Genomic DNA, 22372 nt, shown 5'->3' with positions numbered 1-22372 from the left:
ACTATAAAGTGACGAAGCGCACACTATTACCGCGTGCCCATTCTGTCGGGCATACACTGGGGCGATAACTTAAAGGAATATCAGCTATGAAAAATCGTTCGCTAATGATTTTTTTGCTGTTTGTGGGTTATGTAGTGGTTTACATCGACAAGAGTGTTATGGGTTTTGCGCTGTTGCCTATTGAACGAGAGTTTAATTTGCAGGCAGAGCAACTGGGCTATATCACAGGGATGTTCTTCCTGGCGTATTCATTGTTCCAGATACCGGCGGGTTGGCTCTGCGATCGTTTTGGCTTTAAGAAAGTGCTGTGCAGTTCTCTGTTTTTACTGGGGGGCTTTGCACTATGTTTCGGCCTGCTGGGGTTCGGTCTGGGCCTGCTGGTGGCCTTCCGTTTCCTGTCTGGTATTGGTCATTCCGGATATCCAAGTTCATGCGCCAAAGCGGTCGTGGCCAATTTCCCTCTTGAGCAGCGCACGTTCGCGCAGTCTATTTTGTTGTCTTCCGCAGGGTTGGCAATGACTGCCGGGCCTCTTGTGGCCGTTTATTGTCTCGAACATATCGGCTGGCGCGGTTCGTTTTCTATGCTTGGCATGCTGGCCTTTATGATCGCTGCCTGTATTTTGTGGCTGGTACCAAATCCGCCTCAGGCAGAGCCAAAACAGCCCGGGTCGACGGGGAGTAATTACCGCACGTTACTGAAAAGTCCCATCGTGTTACTGCTGTTTTTGGCGATTTTCTGCATCAATATTCCCTCCTACGGGCTAATGGCGTGGTTGCCAAAATTCCTGGTGCAACAGCGCGGTATGTCGCTTGGCCTTTCCAGCATGGTGGTGGCTGCGGGCGGGCTGGGGATCTGGATCTCCTCTCTGGCAACCGGTTGGCTGGTGGGGCGTTATTTGGAAGGACGTGAGCCGCTGGTTATTTGCATTTGTTCACTGCTCAGTGCGCTGTGTATCTGGCTGGTATTTACCAGCGGGTCAGCGCTGGCCGCCAGCCTGTTCCTGTTCCTCGGTTATGTCTTCCTGATGGCGTCGTTTGTCACGGTGTTCACGTTGCCGATGAAACGGCTGCCAGTGGATGTGATAGGCGCCGCCATGGGGTTAATCAACACAGGGGGCACATTGGGTGGTTTTGTCGCTCCTGTTGTCATGGGATATCTGATCACCATCAGCAATGGCTATATGAGCACATTTATATTTTTGGCTGTGGCGATGGTGGTTTCCGGATTGGTGATCTTGCCGCTGGCGGGTAAAGCACGCCAGTCGGCACTGAATTAAGGAGAATGAACATGAATATTGAAACGCTGTTGGCCGAGGTTGAACGAGATGTCGTACGCTGGCGTCGACACTTACATGCTTATCCCGAGTTGTCTTTTCAGGAAACGAACACCGCAGAGTATATCGCCGGTGAGCTGGCGACCTTTGGTCCATTGACAATTACCAGACCGACACCGAACAGTGTGGTCGCTGAGCTGCAAGGTGCTGCGCCGGGGCCGTGTTACGCGTTGCGTGCGGACATTGATGCGCTGCCTATTCAGGAGGTGAGTGATGAAGCCTTCTGTTCGACCCGACCTGGGGTAATGCATGCATGTGGCCACGATGCGCACAGTGCAATGCTGCTGGGGGCCGCCAGCGTGCTGTGCCGTTTACAGGCTCAGATCAAGGGGTCGGTACGGTTTATCTTCCAGCACGCCGAGGAGGTGCCACCGGGTGGCGCGCAACAGCTGGTTGAACTCGGCGTGTTGGACGGCGTGGAGATGATTTTTGGCCTGCATGTCATGCCAAACTTCCCGACCGGCGAAGTGGCAATCAAACAGGGCGTGTTCAGTGCCTCGAGCGACAACTTTGACATTGTGCTGCAGGGCAAGGGCGGGCATGGGTCGATGCCGCACTTATGCATCGATCCCGTGACTATTGGGGCCGAGGTGGTTACTGCCTTACAGCAGATAGTCGCGCGTAAACTGGATCCGCTGAATGCGCCAGTATTGACAGTGGCTACCTTCCAGGCGGGCGACAGCTACAACGTTATCCCCGACAGTGCGCGATTGGCGGGAACCTTACGGACGCACAGCCGCGACGTAAGAGCCAGGGTACCAAAGCTGATGGAGCAAACATTGGCAGGCGTCTGTCAGGCACATGGTGCGGAATATAAGCTGGAGTGGACGAAGGGCTACACCATTGGCAATAACCACCCAGATGCCTGTAGTATCGCCCGTGATGTGATTGCTGCCGTTGTGGGCACGCAGGCGTTGAGGGAAATGGGGTCAGCGATGTTCGGTAGCGAGGATTTCTCGTCTTACCAAGAGAAAGTGCCGGGATGCTTCTTGTTTATCGGCAGTGGTAACGAAACGATCGGCGCAACCTACAGTGTCCATAACCCTCGTTTCAAACTGGACGAAGCAGCATTGCAGATTGGGGTGAAACTGCATGTCGGCTTTATTCGCCACCTGTTAATGCAATAAGACGATGGGCGCGGTGTTTCGCCGCGCCCATCTGTTGTTATTCGATTTTTTTGCCTTCCAGCAGTTGCTGCACCAATGGCGCCATGATCAGCTCCATCGCCAGCCCCATCTTACCGCCCGGTACAACAAGCGTATTGATGTGTGAGATAAAAGATCCCTGCAGCATCGCTAACAGATAAGGGAAATCGATTTGATCCAGGCCGCGGAAGTGGATCACCACAAAACTCTCATCCAGCGAAGGGATCGCCTTGGCGGCAAACGGATTGGACGTGTCGACCGTGGGTACCCGCTGGAAGTTGATATGGGTACGTGAGAACTGCGGCGTGATGTAGTTGATGTAGTCCTCCATCGAACGCACCACCGAGTCCATCACCGCTTCACGGGAGTGGCCTCGTTCACCGGTATCGCGGATCAGCTTTTGGATCCACTCTAGATTAACAATAGGTACTACACCAACCAGCAAATCGACATGTTTTGCCACGTCGTTGTGTTCGGTCACTACGCCGCCGTGCAACCCTTCATAAAACAACACGTCGGTCGGTGCTGGTAATGGCTCCCAAGGGGTAAAGGTACCGGGAACCTGGTTATAGGGTACAGCTTCATCGTAGGTATGCAGATACTTGCGTGAGCGGCCGGTGCCGTTGGTACCGTACTCGCTAAAGCTTTGTTGCAGCAGGCCAAAGTCATTGGCCTCGGGGCCGAAATAGCTGATGTGACGGCCAAGATCGCGTGCTTTACGGATTGCAGCGTCCATTTCCGGTCGGGTATAGCGATGGAAACTGTCACCTTCCAGCTCAGCGGCGCGGATATTGAGCTGCTGAAAGATCTTACGGAACGCCACGCTGGTCGTGGTGGTGCCGGCGCCACTAGAACCGGTCACTGCGATAACGGGATGTTTGGCGGACATAATGCTGGTCACTCCGTGTTGAATGCGCTGGTGTCAGATATCATTATTGGTCTGTTTGACACCCTTTCGCCAAGGGCAAAATACTGCGCGTTGGTTTGCAATCCCTCATTGTTACCTGATTTTTTCCGCCAGTCATAGAACCGATAAGCACTAAATTTCTTCTTGTCCGGCGCGGAACTGGCCGCGCGGCATGATGTTGATGGTTTCATGCAGTTCTGACCACACCAGCAACACCTCACCATTTTTCAGCTGACGGCGGACATCTTCCACTTTTTGTTCCAGCGAGCGCTCGTGCTCACCATAGTCAGTCCCTTCTCGCAGCACAAAGGACTCGATCAGGCTGTTAAGGGTCTCAGTTTCCAGTTCTTTCCAGGGGATAATCACGTGGTTGTTTCCAAATAAGGGGCAAGCCAGGATGGAATACGGTATTCCAGCCACATATGGGGTTTGTTCAACGTGCCGCCGACAAAGCCGACGTGGCCGCCAAACTCGGTCAACTGGTATTCAATATTGTGTGGCAGGCTGGCGACGTCGGGGATCACTTCGGCGGTCATAAAGGGGTCGTCTTTGGCATGGATGATCAGCAACGGTGTTTGGATCGCCGGCAACAGCGGCAAGGCACTGCAACGACGGTAATAATCAGTGGCGTCGCTGAAACCGTGGATGCGTGCTGTAATGGCATCGTCAAAGTCACGGATCCGACGCAATGCATTAAGCTGCGTCAGTTTGAGCGGTAGAGTGTCAGGGTAGTGCAATAATTTGCGGGTGGCATTTTGTTTCAATTGCCCTAGCAGGTATCGCTGATAAACCCGTGAAAATCCTTGATCCATCCGCCATGAGCAAGGTTCCAACATCAACGGTGCAGATACCACTACGGCGGCATGCAGCAGACTATTTTCCCCTTGCTGGGCCAGATAGCAGGCCAACATATTGCCGCCGAGCGAGACGCCCACTGCGGCGGTTGGCACTTCTCCGTAGGTGGTACGTAACCACTGCAGGAAGAAGCGTGCATCCTCCGTTTCGCCGGAATGATAAATACGCGACTTACGGTTTGGGACACCGCTGCAGCCGCGAAAATGCATCACCACGCCGAGCCACCCTTTTTCACGCCAGGCACTGAGCTGACCGTGGGCATAGGGGCTGTAGAAGTTACCTTCCAGCCCGTGAAACAGTACCACGCGTGGCTTACCGGTCGCCTGGGCTGGATCTTCGCTCCAGGCGAGGTCGATAAAGTCACCGTCGGGCAATTCCAGCCGTTGCCAGTGTGGTTTTAGCTGCACACGGCGGCGTACCAAGCGTGGCAGTAGCGTCTGTAAATGTGGATTACTGGCCCCGGTCAAAGGGCGAAAGGATTCATGCATAACCTGAGTAAAAATCTTATTGGCGGCTATTGTGAGATTAATAGTGCGCTGTTAGCTTCACTACTACGTATTTACAATCAAATACCCGGGATAAATCGAGTGGCATCGCGACGGCAATAGAATGAATCCCCCGAAAACTGACTAAAGCCAGTGACTGGGTGAATGAATACCGCTCACAAAGATGCAACTGAAGTATGACGGGTATATTGCAAAAAATCACCCGGGTGAGGAGCACCCGCCTCATGGAACCGAGTTTATTTCTTTCGATGTTAGGCTTCTTGTGGGTTGCTGCGATCACACCTGGCCCAAACAATATGTTACTGACGACTTCCGGCGCCAACTTTGGTTTTATGCGTTCATTGCTGCTGATGATTGGCATCATGCTCGGCATGCAAAGCATTTTGCTGCTGGTGGCGTTCGGCGTCGGCAGCCTGATTCTGGTTTATCCGGCGCTCCATCTGGTGCTGAAAATTCTCGGTAGCCTGTACCTGCTTTGGCTGGCATGGAAAGTGGCTACCGCCGCTTATGAAAAGCTGGAAACCGACGTGGCGCCGCCCAAACCAATACGGTTGTATCAAGGTTGGCTGCTACAGTTCCTTAACCCTAAGGCTTGGTTAATGGCACTGGGGGCGGTGGCAAGCTTCAGCCTGGCGGGCGATAAGTACAATACGTCGATTCTGGCAATCTCACTGGGCATTTTCGTGGTGAACATCGTCGCTGGTGTGATTTGGCTGGGATTTGGCACGGTGATTGGCCGTCTGTTGCGCAGCAAAAAGGCCTGGATCATCTTTAATGTTTCTATGGGGCTGTTGACCGCGGCCTGTGTGTTACTCATCTGGCATTAAGGAATTGCAGATGGCAGAAAATTACTTTCACGTTGCAGCCTTCACCGGCGAAGGGTTCCGTGGCAATCCAGCCGGTGTTTGCCTGCTGAAGCATCCGTTGTCGACCGCTGAGATGCAGGCTATCGCCAATGAGCTGAGCCTGCCGGAAACCAGCTTTGTTTGGGACGATGGCGATATGTCGGCTATCCGCTGGTTCACGCCTCAACGTGAGGTCGATCTCTGTGGCCATGGCACGTTAGCTGCGGCGCACGTCATGTTCAGTGCGGTGAACCCGGCATTGCAGGACATTCGGTTCCGCTCGGCGAGTGGCGACTTGTACGTTAAACGCGACGTCGAGGATGGGGAGCGTTTGGTTCTGGACTTCCCGTCTCGGCCACCGCAGAAGATCGAAGAACCTGCTGGGCTGGCAGCTCTGTTGGGAATCCATCCGCAAGAAGTGTGGCAGGCCAATGCGCTGTTGGTCGTGCTGGAAAATGAAACGCAAGTACGGGCAATACAGCCAGATATCCCGGCATTAATTGCGCTGACAGGCCGCGCGGTGATCGTGAGTGCACCAGGAGAAACGGTGGACTTTGTCTCCCGCTACTTCACCCTCGACGGCGGTGAAGACCCGGTAACCGGCTCTGCTCACTGCACGTTGATGCCGTACTGGACCGCCCGTCTGGGGCGCCATCAATTGCGGGCACGGCAAATTTCAGTGCGTGGTGGGGAGTTATTCTGTGAGTTGAAGGGGGACCGCACCCTGATTGGTGGTTATGCTCATGTTTTCCTGCGTGGGGAGTTGTTGGCGTGATGGGCATTTTCTGACATTCATATTCCCCAGGGTAATAACGAAGTTTTTTTTATTCTTTTATAGCTCGTCACCGCTCAGATAAAACTGTCAGCAACGGAACAGACTTTTATCATCGGAGCGGACCATGGCGAGCAAATTCTTTTCATTACGCAGCGCGGCACTTTTGGTGTTGTCACTCAGCGCAGCCAGCGCCTATGCGGTGGACGTGACCGTGGCTTATCAGACGTCGGCGGAACCAGCCAAGGTGGCGCAGGCGGAAAACAGCTTCGCCAAACAGTCCGGTGCTACCGTTGACTGGCGTAAATTCGACAGCGGATCCAGCGTGCTGCGTGCGTTGGCCTCCGGCGACGTGCAGATCGGTAATATTGGCTCCAGTCCACTGGCGGTAGCCGCCAGCCAAAAACTCCCTATCGAAGTGTTCCTGATCGCCTCACAACTTGGCAGTTCCGAAGCCCTGGTGGTGAAGAAAGAAATCAAAAACCCGCAGGATTTGATCGGTAAGCGTATCGCCGTGCCCTTTATCTCAACCACTCACTACAGCCTGCTGGCCTCGCTGAAGCATTGGGGTATCAAGCCTGAACAGGTCAAAATTCTTAATCTGCAACCGCCAGCCATTGCCGCCGCCTGGCAGCGTGGTGATATCGACGGGGCCTACGTCTGGGCACCGGTGGTTAATGAATTAGCCAAGCAGGGCAAGGTACTGACCGATTCCGCCCAGGTCGGACAATGGGGCGCCCCGACGCTCGACGTTTGGGTAGTGCGTAAAGACTTTGCCGAAAAACACCCGGAAGTGGTGACCGCCTTTGCCGCCAGCGCGCTGAATGCGCAAAAAGCGTATCTGGCACAGCCGGATCAGTGGCTGAAGGACAAAGGGAATCTCAGCACGCTGTCCCGCTTGAGTGGTGTGCCGGAAGAACAGATACCGATACTGGTGAAGGGGAATACCTATCTGCCGGTAGCGGAGCAGATCACCCAGTTGGGTCAGCCGGTAGACAAGGCCATCCGCGATACTGCGGAATTCCTTAAACAACAAGGCAAAATTCCGCAGGTCGACAGCGATTACAGTGCCTACGTCACCGATCGTTTTGTGAAACAGGTGCAGGCTGCGCCGCAGTCGTAAGGGAGCAGAATGCTAAACGTTAATCACCTTTCAGCAGAGTATCAGGGGCGCCCTGCGCTGCGCGATGTCTCTTTCCAGATTGCAGCCGGGCAACTGGTGGTAGTGCTCGGGCCTTCGGGCTGTGGCAAAACCACTCTGCTGAATTTGATCGCCGGGTTTATTGAGCCTTCAGCTGGCAGCATCACGCTTGATGGAACGACCGTTAGCGGCCCCGGAGCCGAGCGGGGCGTGGTGTTCCAGCATGAGGGTTTACTGCCGTGGCGCAACGTGGTGGATAACGTGGAGTTTGGCCTGCAACTGGCCGGTGTCGGCAAACAGCAGCGACGTCAGGTGGCGCAAGAGATGTTGCAACGTGTCGGATTGGCGGGTTACGAACAGCACTTTATCTGGCAGCTTTCCGGTGGTATGCGTCAGCGGGTAGGGATTGCCCGCGCACTGGCTGCCGATCCGCGCCTGTTGTTGCTGGATGAGCCGTTTGGTGCGCTGGATGCCTTTACCCGCGAGCAAATGCAGGAACTGCTGTTGACCATTTGGCGTGATACCGGCAAGCAGGTGCTGCTGATCACCCACGACATTGAAGAAGCGGTGTTTCTGGCCAGTGAACTGCTGTTGCTGTCACCGGGACCGGGGCAGGTGGTGGAACGCCTGACGCTTAACTTTGGCCAACGTTATGCCGACGGAGAGCCCTGCCGTTCGATTAAGTCCGACCCTGAATTTATCGCGCAGCGCGAATATGTACTGGGCAAAGTCTTTCAACAGCGCGAGGCCTTGCTATGAGTCTGCATTCCACTCTCAAAGAGGTTGCTCAGCCGCAGGTTGTTGTGCCGCGTCGATTTAGCGTACCGCGTAATGTCTGGCTAAGCAGTGCCACCTTGTTGGTGGTCCTGGCAGTCTGGTGGGGCGTCACGGCACTTAACCTGATCAGCCCGTTATTCCTGCCGGCACCGCAGCAGGTGCTGCATCAACTGATTACCATCGCCAGCCCGCAAGGCTTTATGGATGCCACGCTGTGGCAACACTTGGCCGCCAGCCTGGGACGTATTTTGGTGGCGCTGTTGGCGGCAGTGATTATCGGTGTCCCGGTGGGGATCGCGATGGGATTGAATGACACGGTGCGTGGCATTCTCGATCCGCTGATTGAAATTTATCGCCCGGTGCCGCCATTGGCCTATTTACCGCTGATGGTGATTTGGTTCGGCATCGGCGAGACCTCAAAAATACTGCTGATTTACCTGGCAATTTTTGCTCCGGTGACACTGGCGGCCGTAGCCGGTGTGCGCAGTGTGGCTCAGGTCCGTGTACGAGCTGCCCGGGCCTTGGGCGCCAATCGCTGGCAGGTGCTGCGTTTTGTTGTGCTGCCGAGTGCGTTACCTGAGATTTTGACTGGCATCCGTATTGGGTTGGGAGTCGGTTGGTCGACCCTGGTGGCCGCGGAGCTGATTGCCGCCACCCGCGGCCTCGGATTTATGGTGCAATCCGCCGGTGAGTTTCTGGCTACCGATGTGGTGCTGGCTGGCATTGGCGTAATTGCGGTTATTGCATTCGGATTGGAGCTGGGGCTGCGAGCCTTACAGCGCCGATTGACCCCGTGGCATGGAGTACAACAATGAACGAACGTTTGAATATCGTCCCATTGGGGCCCTATATCGGTGCGCTGGTGGAAAACGTTGAGCTGGCAAGACCGCTCGGTGACGGCCAATTCGAGCAGCTTTACCATGCGCTGCTAAAACACCAAGTGCTGTTCTTACGTAATCAGCCAATTACACCGTTACAGCAGCGTAATTTAGCGGGTCGCTTCGGTGATCTGCACATCCACCCGGTCTATCCGCAGGCCGCCGATGTGAAAGAGATTATCGTGCTGGATACCCATGACAATAATCCGCCGGACAACGATAACTGGCATACCGACGTGACCTTTATCGAAAACCCGCCGCTGGGGGCGATTCTGGCGGCGAAAACACTGCCTTCTACCGGTGGTGATACGTTGTGGGCCAGCGGCATTGCGGCTTATGAAGCGCTGTCTGAGCCCTTCAAACAGCTGTTGGCTGGGTTGAAGGCGGAGCATGATTTCACTAAGTCATTCCCGGAACATAAGCATCGCGGCAGTCAGGAAGAACATCAGCGCTGGCAGTTGGCGGTACAGAAAAATCCGCCATTGTTGCATCCTGTGGTGCGTACGCATCCGGTCAGCGGCCGGCAGGCACTGTTCGTCAATGAGGGGTTTACTACACGGATTGTCGATCTGGCACCGAAGGAAAGTGATGCACTGTTGAATTTCCTGTTTGCTCATATTACCAAGCCGGAATTTCAGGTGCGCTGGCGCTGGCAGGAGAATGACATCGCCATCTGGGATAACCGCGTGACGCAGCATTACGCCAACGCGGATTATCTGCCGCAGCGGCGCATTATGCACCGCGCGACTATTCTGGGGGATAAACCTTTCTACAAGGCGTAAGGACAGAGGCCTTACAGGTCAAACTCGTTGGTGAACTGTTCTAACTGCTCCTGTGCATCCAGCCAGGTCATTTCCGTTTCTTCCAGTGCGGATTTGGTCTGGCTTTGTTTTTGCAGGCATTCAGTCAGCTCAGCTTTACGGCTGATGTCGTACAGTGCGGAGTCCGCCAGCTTTTCTTCCACCGCCGCCAGTTCGACGCCCAGTTTCTCCATCTGCTGTTCCAGCTTGGTGATCTGCTTGCGCAGTGGCTGAGTCTGGCTACGGAACTCGGCTTCCCGGCGTTTCTGATCTTTACGGGCCTGCGCGCTGTTGGTGTTGTTTTCTTTGTCCGGTGCGTCCTGTTGGTTTTCCTGGCGTTGCAGGTCAGCCAGCCATTGCTGATAGTCGTCTAAGTCGCCGTCGAATACTTCCACCTGACCATCGTGCACCAGATAGAGATCGTCAGTGGTGGAGCGCAGCAAATGACGATCGTGGGAGACCACCACCAAGGCGCCCTCAAAGTCGATCAGCGCTTCGGTCAGTGCCTGGCGCATGTCCAGATCCAGGTGGTTGGTCGGTTCGTCGAGCAGCAGCAGGTTAGGGCGCTGCCAGACAATCAATGCCAGTACCAGTCGCGCCTTCTCACCACCGGAGAAACGCTCAGTGGCTTCGGTGACCTTATCGCCCTGGAAGCCGAAGCCGCCCAGATAGTCACGTAACTGCTGTTCCAGTACCCGCGGGGCGATGCGACTCAGATGCTGCAGCGGGGATTCGTCGGCGCGCAAGAACTCCAACTGATGCTGCGCGAAGTAACCCAGCTTGATGCCTTTAGCCAAACCAATCTCACCGCTCAGCGGCTCCAGCGAACCGGCGAGCATTTTGATCAGGGTGGATTTACCGGCGCCATTACGGCCCAGCAGACCGATACGTGAGCCGGGCACCAGGTTCAGCTTGATCGAGTTCAGGATCACCTTGTCGCCATAACCAGCGCTGACCTTCTCCATGCGCAGCAGTGGGTTCGGCAGGCTTTCCGGCTGACGGAAGCTGAAGCTAAAGGGGTTATCGACGTGGGCCGGTGCGATCAGCTCCATGCGCTCAAGCATTTTGATACGGCTTTGCGCCTGCTTGGCCTTGGTAGCCTGTGCGCGGAAGCGATCAATGTAGCTTTGCAGGTGCGCCACTTTCTCCTGTTGGTTCTGGTACAGCGCCTGCTGCTGTGCCAGTTTGGTTGAACGTTGACGTTCGAACGAGGAGTAGTTACCGGTATATTCGTTAATGGTTTCTTGTTCGATATGCAGAATTTTATCGACGATCGGATCGAGGAAGTCGCGGTCATGCGAAATCAGCACCAGCGTGCCTGGGTAGCTTTTCAACCAGCGTTCCAGCCAGATCACTGCGTCCAAATCCAGATGGTTGGTGGGTTCGTCAAGTAGCAGTAGGTCTGAGCGACAGACCAACGCTTGTGCCAGGTTCAGACGCATACGCCAGCCACCCGAGAAGGCGCGTACCGGATTGAGCAACTGTTCGTTGGAGAAGCCCAGGCCGTGCAGCAGGCTGGCGGCGCGTGAACGGATCGTCCAGGCGTCGAGAGCGTCCAGTTTACCATGCAGTGTGGCGATGGCGTGGCCGTCGTTTTTATCGTTTGCCACCTGCAATTCGGCTTCAAGCTGGCGGAATTCGCGGTCGCCGTCGATCACATACTCAAGTGCTGGCACATCCAGCGCCGGTGTTTCCTGATTCACCCAGGCTAAAGCCCAGTTGCTTGGGAAAGTGTAGCTGCCGCCGTCTGCGGCCATTTCGCCTTTGAGCAATGACAGCAGCGTTGATTTTCCGCAGCCGTTTTTTCCCACCAGACCGACCTTCTGACCTGGATTAACCGTCGCCGTGGCGTTGTCCAACAGGACGCGGGTGCCGCGTCGGATTTGTAGCGAGGAGAATACAATCATAAAGCGCCGTATGTTCAGAGTATGTTAAATTGAGTTGATTCTAAGTTAACAGGACACAGACTGTCCTATTATTAGTCTTTGCGGAGCATGGTAACGGAAAACCGCTACTCTGACGACGCTTTGGAGGGGAATGATGTCACAGCCGCCGAAGGTCTTGCTGCTGTATGCCCATCCGGAATCCCAGGACTCGGTTGCGAATCGGGTTTTGCTTCGACCGGCACAGCAGTTAGAACATGTCACCGTGCACGATTTATACGCGCACTATCCTGATTTTTTTATTGATATTCACCACGAGCAACAATTGTTGCGTGAACATCAGGTCATTGTTTTTCAACATCCTCTCTATACCTACAGTTGCCCGGCGCTGTTGAAAGAATGGTTGGATCGCGTACTGTCGCGCGGCTTTGCCAGCGGCCTCGGTGGCAACGCGCTGGCGGGAAAGTACTGGCGTTCGGTGATCACCACCGGTGAGCCTGAGGGTGCCTACCGTACCGGCGGTTATAACCGTTACCCGATGGAAGATATCCTGCGTCCTTTCGAACTGACTGCTGCGATGTGTCATATGCACTGGCTGATGCCGATGTTGGTGTACTGGGCGCGCAGGCAGAAGCCTGAAGTGCTGGAAAGCCATGCCTTGGCATATGGCGACTGGCTGCGCAATCCGCTGCCACACGGAGGGAGGTGAACATGGAAGGCTCCGCCTTATTAACCGCGATCTTACTGTTTCTGTTCGCTGCGGTGGTTACGGTACCGATCGCTCGCCGATTGGGAATTGGTGCGGTCTTGGGCTATCTGATCGCCGGTATTGCCATCGGCCCCTGGGGGCTGGGCTTTATCCGTGATGTTGACGAGATCCTGCACTTTTCCGAGTTAGGTGTGGTGTTTCTGATGTTTATCATCGGGCTGGAACTAAATCCGAGCAAGTTGTGGGAGCTGCGGCGTTCCATTTTTGGTGTCGGTGCCGGGCAGGTGCTGATTACCGCCGCGGTGCTGGGGGCTCTGCTTTATCTGACTCATTTTGCCTGGCAGGCCGCTGTGATAGGCGGTATCGGGCTGGCGATGTCGTCAACCGCCATGGCGTTGCAGCTAATGCGCGAGAAGGGCATGAACCGTAATGAGGGCGGCCAGTTGGGGTTCTCGGTGCTGTTGTTCCAGGACATGGCGGTGATCCCGGCGCTGGCCCTGATCCCGATCTTGGCAGGTGCTGGTGGTAGCAGTGATGACTGGGCACAAATTGCACTCAAGGTGGCGGCATTCGGCGGCATGCTGATCGGTGGACGTTTCCTGTTGCGGCCACTGTTCCGCTACATCGCTTCTTCTGGAGTCCGTGAGATTTTTACTGCCGCCGCATTGCTGGTGGTGCTTGGGGCGGCATTGTTTATGGACGCGCTAGGCCTGTCGATGGCGCTTGGTACGTTTATCGCGGGTGTGTTGCTGGCAGAGAGTGAATACCGCCATGAGTTGGAAATCGCCATCGAGCCGTTTAAAGGGTTGTTACTGGGGCTGTTTTTTATCTCGGTGGGCATGGCGTTAAATATCGGCGTACTCTATACCCATCTGCTCGAAGTGTTACTCGGTGTTGTCGTGCTGGTGACGATAAAGTCAGGCGTGCTTTATACACTGTCGCGTATTTTCGGCCTGCGCAGTTCCGTGCGTTTGCAGTTTGCCGGCGTGCTTAGCCAAGGCGGAGAATTTGCCTTCGTACTGTTTTCGGCGGCTGGTGCGCAGAAGGTCTTGCAGTCAGATCAGCTTGCTTTGCTATTGGTGGTGGTAACGTTGTCGATGATGACCACACCACTGTTGATGCAGATTATCGATCGCATTTTAGTGCGCCGTTATAACGCCAAAGACGAAGACGAAGAGACACCGTACGTGGAAGATGACGATCCGCAGGTGATCATCGTCGGTTTCGGGCGTTTTGGTCAGGTGATTGGCCGACTGCTGATGGCCAATAAGATGCGCATTACCGTCTTGGAACGTGACGTCAGTGCCGTCGGTGTACTGCGTCGCTACGGTTATAAGGTGTATTACGGTGACGCCACTGAACTGGAATTACTGCGTGCAGCTGGTGCAGCGAAGGCCAAGTCGATTGTGATCACCTGTAATGAGCCGGAAGACACCATGGAGATTGTGCGCCTGTGCCAGCAGCATTTTCCCGAGCTGAGTATTTTGGCGCGTGCACGTGGTCGTGTGGAGGCGCACGAGCTGTTGCAGGCAGGGGTTAAGCAGTTTAGTCGTGAAACCTTCTCCAGTGCGCTGGAGTTAGGACGCAAAGCACTCACCGAGTTAGGCATGCATCCACATCAGGCTTACCGTGCGCAACAGCATTTTCGCCGGCTGGACATGCGCATGTTGCGTGAGTTGATGCCACCGCATCATGGCGATGTGGCGCAGATTTCCCGCGTGAAAGAAGCGCGGCGTGAGTTGGAAGAACTTTTCCACCGAGAAATGCAAAAAGAGAGTCGCCAGTTCGACGGCTGGGATGAATACGAATAATTTGGAGCACTGAGATGTCTGCAACACGTAAAAGATTTATCGCCGGGGCGGTCTGTCCGAGCTGTAAGGCTATGGATACGCTGGCAGTTTGGCGTGAAGACCAGGTCGAAGTGGTGGAGTGCGTTAAGTGCGGCCATCATCAGCGGCAGACCGAAGAACAGGTGGAAAAGCACGTCCGGCCACAGGAGCAGGTGATCGGTATTTTCCATCCGGAGTAGCGTTATCGAGCGCGTTTTTTTATGCTGGAGGGTACAGCGGGGCAGATTTCCGATACAATCTGTCCGGTAAAGGCGCAGCCCCCATGACGGTTGTGTCCAAGTATCCAACGGTAGGAGATATCATGAAAGTAGCAAAAGACTTGGTGGTCAGCCTGGCTTATCAAGTACGTACAGAAGACGGTGTTTTGGTTGATGAGTCTCCGGTGAGTGCGCCGCTGGACTATCTGCATGGGCATGGTTCTCTGATTGCAGGTCTGGAAAAAGCACTCGAAGGCCACGAAGCGGGCGATCGTTTTGACGTGAATGTTGGCGCTAACGATGCGTACGGCAACTACGACGAAAACCTGGTTCAGCGCGTGCCTAAAGACGTCTTCATGGGCGTTGACGAGTTGGAAGTGGGTATGCGTTTCCTGGCTGATACCGATCAGGGTCCAGTTCCAGTTGAAATCACCGAAGTGGACGGCGATCACGTGGTGGTTGACGGTAACCACATGCTGGCAGGTCAGAACCTGAACTTCAACGTGGAAGTTGTCGCGATTCGTGAAGCTACCGCTGAAGAACTGGCGCACGGTCACGTACACGGCGAGCACGACCATCACCACGAACACGGTGACGGCTGCTGCGGTGGTCATGGCCATGATCACGATCATGACCATGCACATGACCAAGCTAAGAAAGGCGGTTGTGGTAACGGCGGTTGCGGCTGCCACTAATCGCAGCGCAGTAGCAGCAAAAAAGGGCGGCCCTGGGGCGGCCCTTTTTTATTGTTGATCAATAATGCGGCGGCGGAGTTTCTTCAGACTGCGAGGCGATCATCGACGTTTGAGTCGAGCGCAGTTTATCGGTCAGCACGCGCAGGTGTTCTTGCAATTTTAGCATTTCAAGCTGGTGCTGGACCACGGTCTGGTTGAGCTCTTCAATGGTGACTTCCTGGAAGGCCTGACGGGTCTCCAGCTCTTCTAGCCTCAGTAACAGGCTTTGGTTCTCGGCGTTGTGCATAATGCTACCTCTGACGCGGTTTAATGCTGAATCTGGCACTATGGTAACAGCTGCCGCTGGCTTTGCGCTGTGCTATTTCATTCACTCGGTGAGGCAGCTTTGTGAAAGCGCGAGGGTCCTGTGTAAAGTGCTGAAAAATAGAGCGCTTGCCCTGACGGTATTTGTTACTGTTGAGATGCAGGATGAAGGAAAAATCTGATTTATCATATGGGTAGCACATAAAAGGAAACTTCTGTTTAAAGCTGGAGTCACACTTTGACTCGATTGGTTACCTGTGTGACTGTTTTGTTTTCTTTCGGACAGCTATAGTAGCCCGGTTATCTTACTTAATGATTGTTTGGGGCACCGCTTCAGACACTGGAGAAATGGATGAAATCTTTGTTTAAAGTCACGCTTCTGGCAACCACCATGGCTTTTGCTCTGAATGCGACCCACGTCATGGCTGCTGATGCAGCTAAACCAGCAGAAGCGGCTAAAGCTGCTGACGCGGCGCCAAGCACTGGCAAGTTCAAGAGCGATGACGAACAAGCGGCTTACGCACTGGGTGCGTCACTGGGTCGTTACATGGATAACTCGCTGAAAGAGCAAGAAAAGCTGGGCATTAAACTGGACAAAGACCAGTTAATCTCAGGCGTTCAAGACGCTTTTGCTAACAAGAGCAAACTGAACGACGCAGATATCGAAAAAACACTGCAGAGCTTTGAAGCTCGCGTGAAGGCATCCGCTCAGGCGAAGATGGAGCAGGACGCGAAAGATAACGAAGCAAAAGGCACCAAGTACCGTGACACCTTCGCTAAAGAAAAAGGCGTGAAGAAAACCGAGTCTGGCCTGCTGTATCAGGTAGAGAAACCAGGTACTGGTGCTGCGCCTAAAGACAGCGATACCGTTGTGGTGAACTACAAGGGTACCCTGACCGACGGCACCGAGTTCGATAACTCATACACCCGTGGCGAACCACTGTCATTCCGTTTGGACGGTGTGATTCCAGGTTGGACTGAAGGCCTGAAACACATCAAGAAAGGCGGCAAAATCAAGCTGGTTATCCCACCGGCACTGGCCTACGGTAAAACTGGCGTTCCGGGCATTCCGGCTAACTCCACTCTGGTATTCGACGTTGAGCTGCTGGACGTGAAAGCAGCACCAAAAGCAGACGCCAAGGCTGAGAAGCCAGCTGACGCAGCGGCTGATGCTAAAGCGCAATAAGCCAGTCTGAGTACCTCACTGCCGCAAATATTCTTCGCGGCAGTGTTCATTTAAGCATACCCAATCACGTACCACTTTCACTTCCTTACCCACTGATCGCTTGACGCCTGCCGGGCATCGGGCTTAACGTCAATACCACGCGCAAACGCAAGGACTTTACTCTGGCTGTTTTGCTAGACTAATAATCCGGGCTTATAAGTCATGCGCCTGCCCCTTAGGGCGTGTACCTAAAACTGTTCCTGGTCGTTTTGGCCTGCGGACGTTCGTCGTGCTGTTTCAGACTGATATCAGCCAGCCCACCCCGTTTCATCCCAAGGGTGCGCCGCCTGTGGAAGGTAGCCTGCACGAGCAGTTTTAGCTGCGCCCCCTGGCACAGGCGATCTTTGAGGGTGGTATTTTCGATGTCTAATTCGCTTTTATCCAGCGAAGCCAGCGAACTTGATTTGCTGAACGAACGTCCGTTTACTCAAACGGATCATGAAATTCTAAAGTCTTACGAAGCCGTTGTTGATGGCCTGGCGATGCTAATCGGTGGGCATTGTGAAATTGTGCTGCACGCACTGGAAGATTTGAAATGCTCAGCGGTGCGTATCGCTAACGGTGAGCATACCGGTCGGCAAATCGGTTCGCCGATCACTGATCTGGCGCTGCGTATGCTGCACGACATGGCTGGCGACGATAGCAGCGTGTCGAAAGCCTATTTTACCCGTGCCAAGAGCGGTGTGCTGATGAAGTCGGTAACTATCGCCATTCGCAATCGTGAGCAGCGAGTGATTGGCTTGTTGTGTATTAACATGAACCTCGATGTTCCCTTCTCCCAAGTCATGCAGACCTTCATGCCGCCGGAAACTCAAGATGTCGCCCCGTCGGTCAACTTTGCGTCTTCTGTCGACGATTTGGTGGCGCAAACGCTGGAGTTCACCATTGAAGAAGTGAATGCCGATCGTAATGTCTCCAACAATGCGAAAAATCGCCAAGTGGTACTGAACCTCTACGAGAAGGGTATTTTTGATATCAAGGACGCGATTAACCAAGTGGCGGATCGGCTGAATATCTCCAAACACACCGTGTACCTGTACATTCGCCAGTTCAAAAGCGGCGATCTGTTGGGAACCGAACGCTGATGCTGGATTACTGTCTTTTGGTCACGGGCCCGGCGTATGGTACCCAGCAGGCTAGCAGTGCCTATCAATTTGCACTTGCTCTTTTAGCGAAAGGGCACCGCCTTTCCAGCGTGTTTTTTTACCGTGAAGGCGTGTTGAACGCTAATCAACTGACAGCTCCCGCCGGTGATGAGTTCGATTTGGTCCGGGGCTGGGCGCAGTTGGCACAACAGCACGGTATTGCACTCAATGTTTGTGTGGCAGCTGCTCTGAGGCGTGGTGTGACCGACGAACAAGAGGCTGCGCAGCAAGGGCTGGCTACTGCTAATCTACAGCCGGGTTTCATCCTCAGCGGGTTGGGCTCATTGGCGGAGGCTTCGCTGAGCTGTGACCGTTTGGTCCAGTTCTGAGAGAATTTATGAAACGAGTCGCTTTTGTTTTTACCCAGAGTCCTCATGGCAATGCCGGTGGCAGGGAAGGGCTGGATGCATTGCTGGCTACTTCCGCGTTGAGCGAAGAAGTGGGTGTGTTTTTTATTGGTGACGGCGTATTACAGCTTTTGCCGGGGCAGCAGCCGGAAAAGATTCTGGCTCGCAATTACATTGCGACCTTTGGTGTGTTGCCACTGTACGACGTTGAGCAGTGCTATCTGTGTCAGGCATCTTTGCAGGAACGCGGTTTGGGCCAGGTGACCGGCTGGGTATTGGATGCGGAAGTACTGGCACCGGATGCGTTGCGCCAGCAGTTGGCCAGTTATGATGTGGTGATGACTTTTTAGGAAATCCTGATGCTGTTTACCCTTAGCCGTTCCCCCACACAATGTGATTTACCTGCATTGTTGCGCCTAGCCGCCCCAGGTGATGACTTGCTGTTATTACAGGATGGTGTGCTGGCTGGCTTGGCCGGCAGCGCGCACCTTGAATTGCTACTCAACGCCCCCATATCCCTTTATGCGCTGCAGAACGACCTGGAAGCCAGAGGTTTGGTTGGTCATTTTTCGCACAGCATTACTGTTGTCGGCTATAATCATTTCGTTGAATTAACCGAAAAACATCGCAGCCAAATGGCTTGGTGATGAGAGTAATGTTGTATATTTCTTGACACCTCTACTGCTCAGCCATAAAATTCTGCGTCCCGTACTTTGCCAGTAGTGCATACGGGGGGATTTATCACATGTTTACGAAGCAACAAACGAAGCAAAAACCAGGAGCTTTTTAATGGCAACAATTAATCAGCTGGTACGCAAACCACGCTCTGTGAAGGCTGCTAAAAGCAACGTTCCAGCGCTGGAAGCCTGCCCGCAGAAACGTGGCGTATGTACTCGCGTATATACCACCACTCCTAAGAAACCAAACTCCGCACTGCGTAAAGTATGCCGTGTGCGTTTGACTAACGGTTTTGAAGTTACCTCCTACATCGGCGGTGAAGGTCATAACCTGCAGGAACACTCCGTGATCCTGATCCGTGGCGGTCGTGTAAAAGACTTGCCAGGTGTGCGTTACCACACCGTTCGTGGTGCACTTGACTGCTCCGGTGTTAAAGACCGTAAGCAAGCTCGTTCCAAGTACGGCGTGAAGAAGCCAAAGGCTTAATGGTTCTCCGTTAAGTAAGGCCAAACATTTTCACTTTAATGTCAAAATAAACTCGTAGAGTTTTGGACAATCCTGAATTAACAACGGAGTATTTCCATGCCACGTCGTCGCGTAATCGGCCAACGTAAAATCCTTCCAGATCCTAAGTTCGGATCCGAACTGTTGGCCAAATTTGTAAATATCCTGATGGTAGATGGTAAAAAATCTACTGCAGAAGCAATCGTCTATACCGCGCTGGAGACCCTGGCTCAGCGTTCTGGTAAAGATCACCTGGAAGCTTTCGAAGTAGCTCTCGACAACGTGCGCCCGACTGTAGAAGTTAAGTCTCGCCGCGTTGGTGGTTCTACTTATCAGGTACCAGTTGAAGTTCGCCCGGTCCGTCGTAATGCTCTGGCAATGCGCTGGATCGTTGATGCTGCTCGTAAACGCGGTGATAAATCCATGGCTTTGCGCTTGGCGAACGAGCTTTCTGACGCAGTTGAGAACAAAGGTTCTGCTGTTAAGAAACGTGAAGACGTTCACCGTATGGCCGAAGCTAACAAGGCGTTCGCCCACTACCGCTGGTAATTGCCACGCAGTAGTTATGCTAACCAAGCGGGCGCTTCAAGAAGCCAACCCGCTTGGGTTAACTGAACTTGAACGCCTAAGGCAATAGAGGAATCAAATGGCTCGTACAACACCCATTGAGCGCTATCGTAACATCGGTATCAGCGCCCACATCGACGCCGGTAAAACGACCACTACCGAACGTATTCTGTTCTACACCGGTGTAAACCACAAAATCGGTGAAGTTCATGATGGCGCAGCCACCATGGACTGGATGGAACAGGAGCAGGAGCGTGGTATTACCATCACTTCTGCAGCGACTACTGCTTTCTGGTCTGGTATGGCCAAGCAGTTCGAGCCGCACCGCGTAAACATCATCGACACCCCAGGGCACGTTGACTTCACCATCGAAGTAGAACGTTCCATGCGTGTTCTTGATGGTGCGGTAATGGTTTACTGTGCTGTTGGTGGTGTTCAGCCGCAGTCTGAAACCGTATGGCGTCAGGCTAACAAATACAAAGTTCCACGCATCGCGTTCGTTAACAAAATGGACCGCATGGGTGCTAACTTCCTGAAAGTTGTTGGTCAGATCAAATCTCGTCTGGGCGCGAATCCAGTTCCATTGCAACTGGCAATCGGCGCGGAAGAGAAATTCACCGGTGTTGTTGACCTGGTGAAAATGAAAGCTATCAACTGGAACGAAGCTGATGCTGGCGTGACCTTCGAATACGAAGAGATCCCTGCAGACATGCAAGAACTGGCTGCTGAATGGCACCAGAACCTGGTTGAATCTGCAGCTGAAGCTTCAGATGAGCTGATGGACAAATACCTGGGCGGCGAAGAGCTGACCGAGGAAGAAATCAAGAAAGCTCTGCGTCAGCGCGTGCTGAACAACGAAATCATCTTGGTTACTTGTGGTTCCGCCTTTAAAAACAAAGGCGTGCAGGCAATGCTGGATGCGGTAATTGATTACCTGCCATCTCCAACTGACGTTCCTGCAATCAACGGTATCCTGGACGACGGCAAAGATACTCCAGCTGAGCGTCACGCTACTGATGAAGAACCGTTTGCTGCGTTGGCATTTAAAATTGCTACCGACCCATTCGTGGGTAACCTGACGTTCTTCCGCGTGTACTCCGGTATCGTTAACTCCGGTGACACCGTTCTGAACTCCGTGAAGGCTGCGCGTGAGCGTCTGGGCCGTATCGTTCAGATGCACGCTAACAAGCGTGAAGAGATCAAAGAAGTTCGTGCAGGCGACATCGCTGCAGCTATCGGTCTGAAAGACGTAACTACCGGTGACACTCTGTGTGATCCAAACCACGTGATCATTCTGGAGCGTATGGAGTTCCCTGAGCCGGTAATCTCCGTTGCAGTTGAACCAAAAACCAAAGCTGACCAAGAAAAAATGGGTCTGGCTCTGGGTCGTTTGGCGAAGGAAGACCCATCATTCCGCGTATGGACTGACGAAGAATCTGGTCAGACTATCATCGCAGGTATGGGTGAACTTCACCTGGACATCCTGGTTGACCGTATGCGTCGCGAATTTAACGTTGAAGCAAACGTGGGTAAACCACAGGTTGCTTACCGTGAAGCGATTCGTTCGAAAGTTACCGACATCGAAGGTAAACACGCCAAGCAGTCTGGTGGTCGTGGTCAGTATGGTCATGTTGTTATCGACATGTACCCACTGGAGCCGGGCTCAAATCCGAAAGGTTACGAGTTCATCAATGACATTAAAGGTGGTGTGATCCCAACGGAATACATCCCTGCCATTGATAAAGGCCTTCAGGAGCAGCTTAAGTCTGGTCCTCTGGCTGGTTACCCAGTAGTTGATCTCGGTGTGCGTCTGCATTTCGGTTCTTTCCACGATGTTGACTCCTCCGAATTGGCGTTTAAACTGGCCGCTTCTATTGCCTTTAAAGATGGCTTTAAAAAAGCGAAACCTGTTTTGCTTGAGCCAATCATGAAGGTTGAAGTTGAAACGCCGGAAGAGAACACTGGTGACGTTATCGGTGACCTTAGCCGTCGTCGTGGTCAACTGAAAGGTCAGGAATCTAACGCTACTGGCGTTCAGATTCACGCTGAAGTTCCGTTGTCCGAGATGTTCGGTTACGCGACACAACTGCGTTCTCTGACCAAAGGCCGTGCTTCTTACTCCATGGAGTTCCTGAAGTACGATGATGCGCCGAACAACGTCGCTCAGGCCGTTATTGAAGCCCGTGGTAAATAAGCTTTCGGGTTTAACACATTGATCAGTGCTCTCTCCATGAGGGGAGAGCATAAGAGTAAGGAATATAGCCGTGTCTAAAGAAAAATTTGAACGTTCCAAACCGCACGTTAACGTT

The 22372-nt window shown here is 53.6% G+C and carries 25 protein-coding genes; 20 read left to right on the top strand and 5 right to left on the bottom strand.

Annotated elements, in window-relative coordinates; translation table 11 throughout:
- Positions 1-86: 86 nt before the first annotated feature.
- Positions 87-1277, top strand: coding sequence for an MFS transporter (locus SGR01S_RS21045; protein WP_061808494.1), 1191 nt, complete (start codon positions 87-89; stop codon positions 1275-1277).
- Positions 1278-1282: 5 nt separating this feature from the next.
- Positions 1283-2461, top strand: a complete 1179-nt coding sequence (locus SGR01S_RS21040) for an amidohydrolase (protein WP_061808493.1) — start codon at positions 1283-1285, stop codon at positions 2459-2461.
- A gap of 37 nt (positions 2462-2498) precedes the next feature.
- Here SGR01S_RS21040 and SGR01S_RS21035 read toward each other — a convergent pair whose 3' ends face one another.
- The 3 genes from SGR01S_RS21035 to SGR01S_RS21025 all read right to left on the bottom strand — a co-directional run bounded on the left by SGR01S_RS21035 (position 2499) and on the right by SGR01S_RS21025 (position 4729).
- Positions 2499-3368 carry a phosphoribulokinase gene (locus tag SGR01S_RS21035; RefSeq protein ID WP_037424960.1) on the bottom strand — a complete coding sequence of 290 codons (870 nt, stop codon included), beginning with the start codon at positions 3366-3368 and terminating at the stop codon, positions 2499-2501.
- Positions 3369-3518: 150 nt separating this feature from the next.
- Positions 3519-3752 (bottom strand): YheU family protein, encoded by a 234-nt coding sequence (locus SGR01S_RS21030; RefSeq protein ID WP_012147255.1) that lies wholly within the window; start codon positions 3750-3752, stop codon positions 3519-3521.
- Complete coding sequence (locus tag SGR01S_RS21025; protein ID WP_061808492.1) at positions 3749-4729, bottom strand: hydrolase; 981 nt, start codon at positions 4727-4729, stop codon at positions 3749-3751. Before SGR01S_RS21025 ends, SGR01S_RS21030 begins: the two co-directional genes overlap by 4 nt.
- A 242-nt stretch (positions 4730-4971) precedes the next feature.
- On the opposite strand from SGR01S_RS21025, the gene SGR01S_RS21020 reads away from it, so the two are divergent.
- The 6 genes from SGR01S_RS21020 to tauD all read left to right on the top strand — a co-directional run bounded on the left by SGR01S_RS21020 (position 4972) and on the right by tauD (position 9942).
- Entirely contained in the window at positions 4972-5574 is a 603-nt protein-coding gene (locus SGR01S_RS21020; RefSeq protein WP_061808491.1) for a LysE family translocator, read from the top strand.
- A 10-nt stretch (positions 5575-5584) separates the two neighbouring features.
- Positions 5585-6367 carry a PhzF family phenazine biosynthesis protein gene (locus SGR01S_RS21015; RefSeq protein WP_037424957.1) on the top strand — a complete coding sequence of 261 codons (783 nt, stop codon included), beginning with the start codon at positions 5585-5587 and terminating at the stop codon, positions 6365-6367.
- A gap of 124 nt (positions 6368-6491) precedes the next feature.
- Positions 6492-7487: a taurine ABC transporter substrate-binding protein gene (tauA, locus tag SGR01S_RS21010; RefSeq protein WP_061808490.1), complete on the top strand. Its 996-nt coding sequence runs from the start codon at positions 6492-6494 to the stop codon at positions 7485-7487.
- Positions 7488-7496: 9 nt separating this feature from the next.
- Positions 7497-8264, top strand: coding sequence for a taurine ABC transporter ATP-binding subunit (gene tauB, locus SGR01S_RS21005; protein ID WP_061808489.1), 768 nt, complete (start codon positions 7497-7499; stop codon positions 8262-8264).
- A complete protein-coding gene (tauC, locus tag SGR01S_RS21000) occupies positions 8261-9097 on the top strand; it encodes a taurine ABC transporter permease TauC (RefSeq protein ID WP_061808488.1) in 837 nt (278 codons plus the stop codon). The genes tauB and tauC overlap by 4 nt, the downstream gene beginning before the upstream one ends.
- Entirely contained in the window at positions 9094-9942 is an 849-nt protein-coding gene (gene tauD / locus SGR01S_RS20995) for a taurine dioxygenase (RefSeq protein WP_061808487.1), read from the top strand. Before tauC ends, tauD begins: the two co-directional genes overlap by 4 nt.
- An 11-nt stretch (positions 9943-9953) precedes the next feature.
- Here the strand turns inward: tauD and SGR01S_RS20990 are convergent, their stop codons facing one another.
- A complete protein-coding gene (locus SGR01S_RS20990; RefSeq protein WP_061808486.1) occupies positions 9954-11867 on the bottom strand; it encodes an ABC transporter ATP-binding protein in 1914 nt (637 codons plus the stop codon).
- 133 nt (positions 11868-12000) lie between these two features.
- Between SGR01S_RS20990 and kefG the strand changes: the two genes are divergently transcribed.
- The 4 genes from kefG to slyD all read left to right on the top strand — a co-directional run bounded on the left by kefG (position 12001) and on the right by slyD (position 15294).
- Entirely contained in the window at positions 12001-12552 is a 552-nt protein-coding gene (gene kefG / locus SGR01S_RS20985) for a glutathione-regulated potassium-efflux system ancillary protein KefG (protein WP_037424948.1), read from the top strand.
- A gap of 2 nt (positions 12553-12554) precedes the next feature.
- The gene (kefB, locus tag SGR01S_RS20980) at positions 12555-14363 is read left to right on the top strand and encodes a glutathione-regulated potassium-efflux system protein KefB (protein WP_037424946.1); all 1809 of its coding nucleotides are present in this window, start codon (positions 12555-12557) and stop codon (positions 14361-14363) included.
- A 14-nt stretch (positions 14364-14377) separates the two neighbouring features.
- The gene (locus SGR01S_RS20975) at positions 14378-14581 is read left to right on the top strand and encodes a YheV family putative zinc ribbon protein (RefSeq protein WP_012147237.1); all 204 of its coding nucleotides are present in this window, start codon (positions 14378-14380) and stop codon (positions 14579-14581) included.
- Positions 14582-14703: 122 nt separating this feature from the next.
- Complete coding sequence (gene slyD / locus SGR01S_RS20970; protein WP_037424943.1) at positions 14704-15294, top strand: peptidylprolyl isomerase; 591 nt, start codon at positions 14704-14706, stop codon at positions 15292-15294.
- A 58-nt stretch (positions 15295-15352) separates the two neighbouring features.
- Here the strand turns inward: slyD and SGR01S_RS20965 are convergent, their stop codons facing one another.
- Positions 15353-15580 (bottom strand): SlyX family protein, encoded by a 228-nt coding sequence (locus SGR01S_RS20965; RefSeq protein WP_037424940.1) that lies wholly within the window; start codon positions 15578-15580, stop codon positions 15353-15355.
- Between the two features lie 369 nt (positions 15581-15949).
- Between SGR01S_RS20965 and fkpA the strand changes: the two genes are divergently transcribed.
- The 8 genes from fkpA (at position 15950) to fusA (ending at position 22257) form a co-directional block, all read left to right on the top strand.
- Complete coding sequence (fkpA, locus tag SGR01S_RS20955; protein ID WP_037424935.1) at positions 15950-16783, top strand: FKBP-type peptidyl-prolyl cis-trans isomerase; 834 nt, start codon at positions 15950-15952, stop codon at positions 16781-16783.
- Positions 16784-17184: 401 nt separating this feature from the next.
- On the top strand, positions 17185-17907 hold the full coding sequence (locus SGR01S_RS20950; RefSeq protein WP_037424932.1) for a helix-turn-helix transcriptional regulator: 723 nt from the start codon (positions 17185-17187) through the stop codon (positions 17905-17907).
- Positions 17907-18296, top strand: coding sequence for a sulfurtransferase complex subunit TusD (tusD, locus tag SGR01S_RS20945; RefSeq protein ID WP_061808484.1), 390 nt, complete (start codon positions 17907-17909; stop codon positions 18294-18296). The genes SGR01S_RS20950 and tusD overlap by 1 nt, the downstream gene beginning before the upstream one ends.
- A gap of 8 nt (positions 18297-18304) precedes the next feature.
- Positions 18305-18664, top strand: coding sequence for a sulfurtransferase complex subunit TusC (gene tusC, locus SGR01S_RS20940; protein ID WP_061808483.1), 360 nt, complete (start codon positions 18305-18307; stop codon positions 18662-18664).
- 9 nt (positions 18665-18673) lie between these two features.
- Positions 18674-18961, top strand: a complete 288-nt coding sequence (tusB, locus tag SGR01S_RS20935; protein ID WP_037424926.1) for a sulfurtransferase complex subunit TusB — start codon at positions 18674-18676, stop codon at positions 18959-18961.
- Between the two features lie 142 nt (positions 18962-19103).
- Positions 19104-19478 carry a 30S ribosomal protein S12 gene (gene rpsL / locus SGR01S_RS20930; RefSeq protein WP_004930426.1) on the top strand — a complete coding sequence of 125 codons (375 nt, stop codon included), beginning with the start codon at positions 19104-19106 and terminating at the stop codon, positions 19476-19478.
- Positions 19479-19574: 96 nt separating this feature from the next.
- Positions 19575-20045: a 30S ribosomal protein S7 gene (gene rpsG, locus SGR01S_RS20925; protein WP_012147229.1), complete on the top strand. Its 471-nt coding sequence runs from the start codon at positions 19575-19577 to the stop codon at positions 20043-20045.
- Between the two features lie 97 nt (positions 20046-20142).
- Entirely contained in the window at positions 20143-22257 is a 2115-nt protein-coding gene (fusA, locus tag SGR01S_RS20920; protein ID WP_037424923.1) for an elongation factor G, read from the top strand.
- Positions 22258-22372 lie beyond the last annotated feature (115 nt).

Origin of the sequence: Serratia grimesii NBRC 13537 (genome assembly GCF_001590905.1) — a bacterium.
Classification (GTDB): domain Bacteria; phylum Pseudomonadota; class Gammaproteobacteria; order Enterobacterales; family Enterobacteriaceae; genus Serratia; species Serratia grimesii.
Note: the sequence above shows the minus strand (reverse complement) of the source record. Positions and strands in the feature narration are given on the sequence as shown.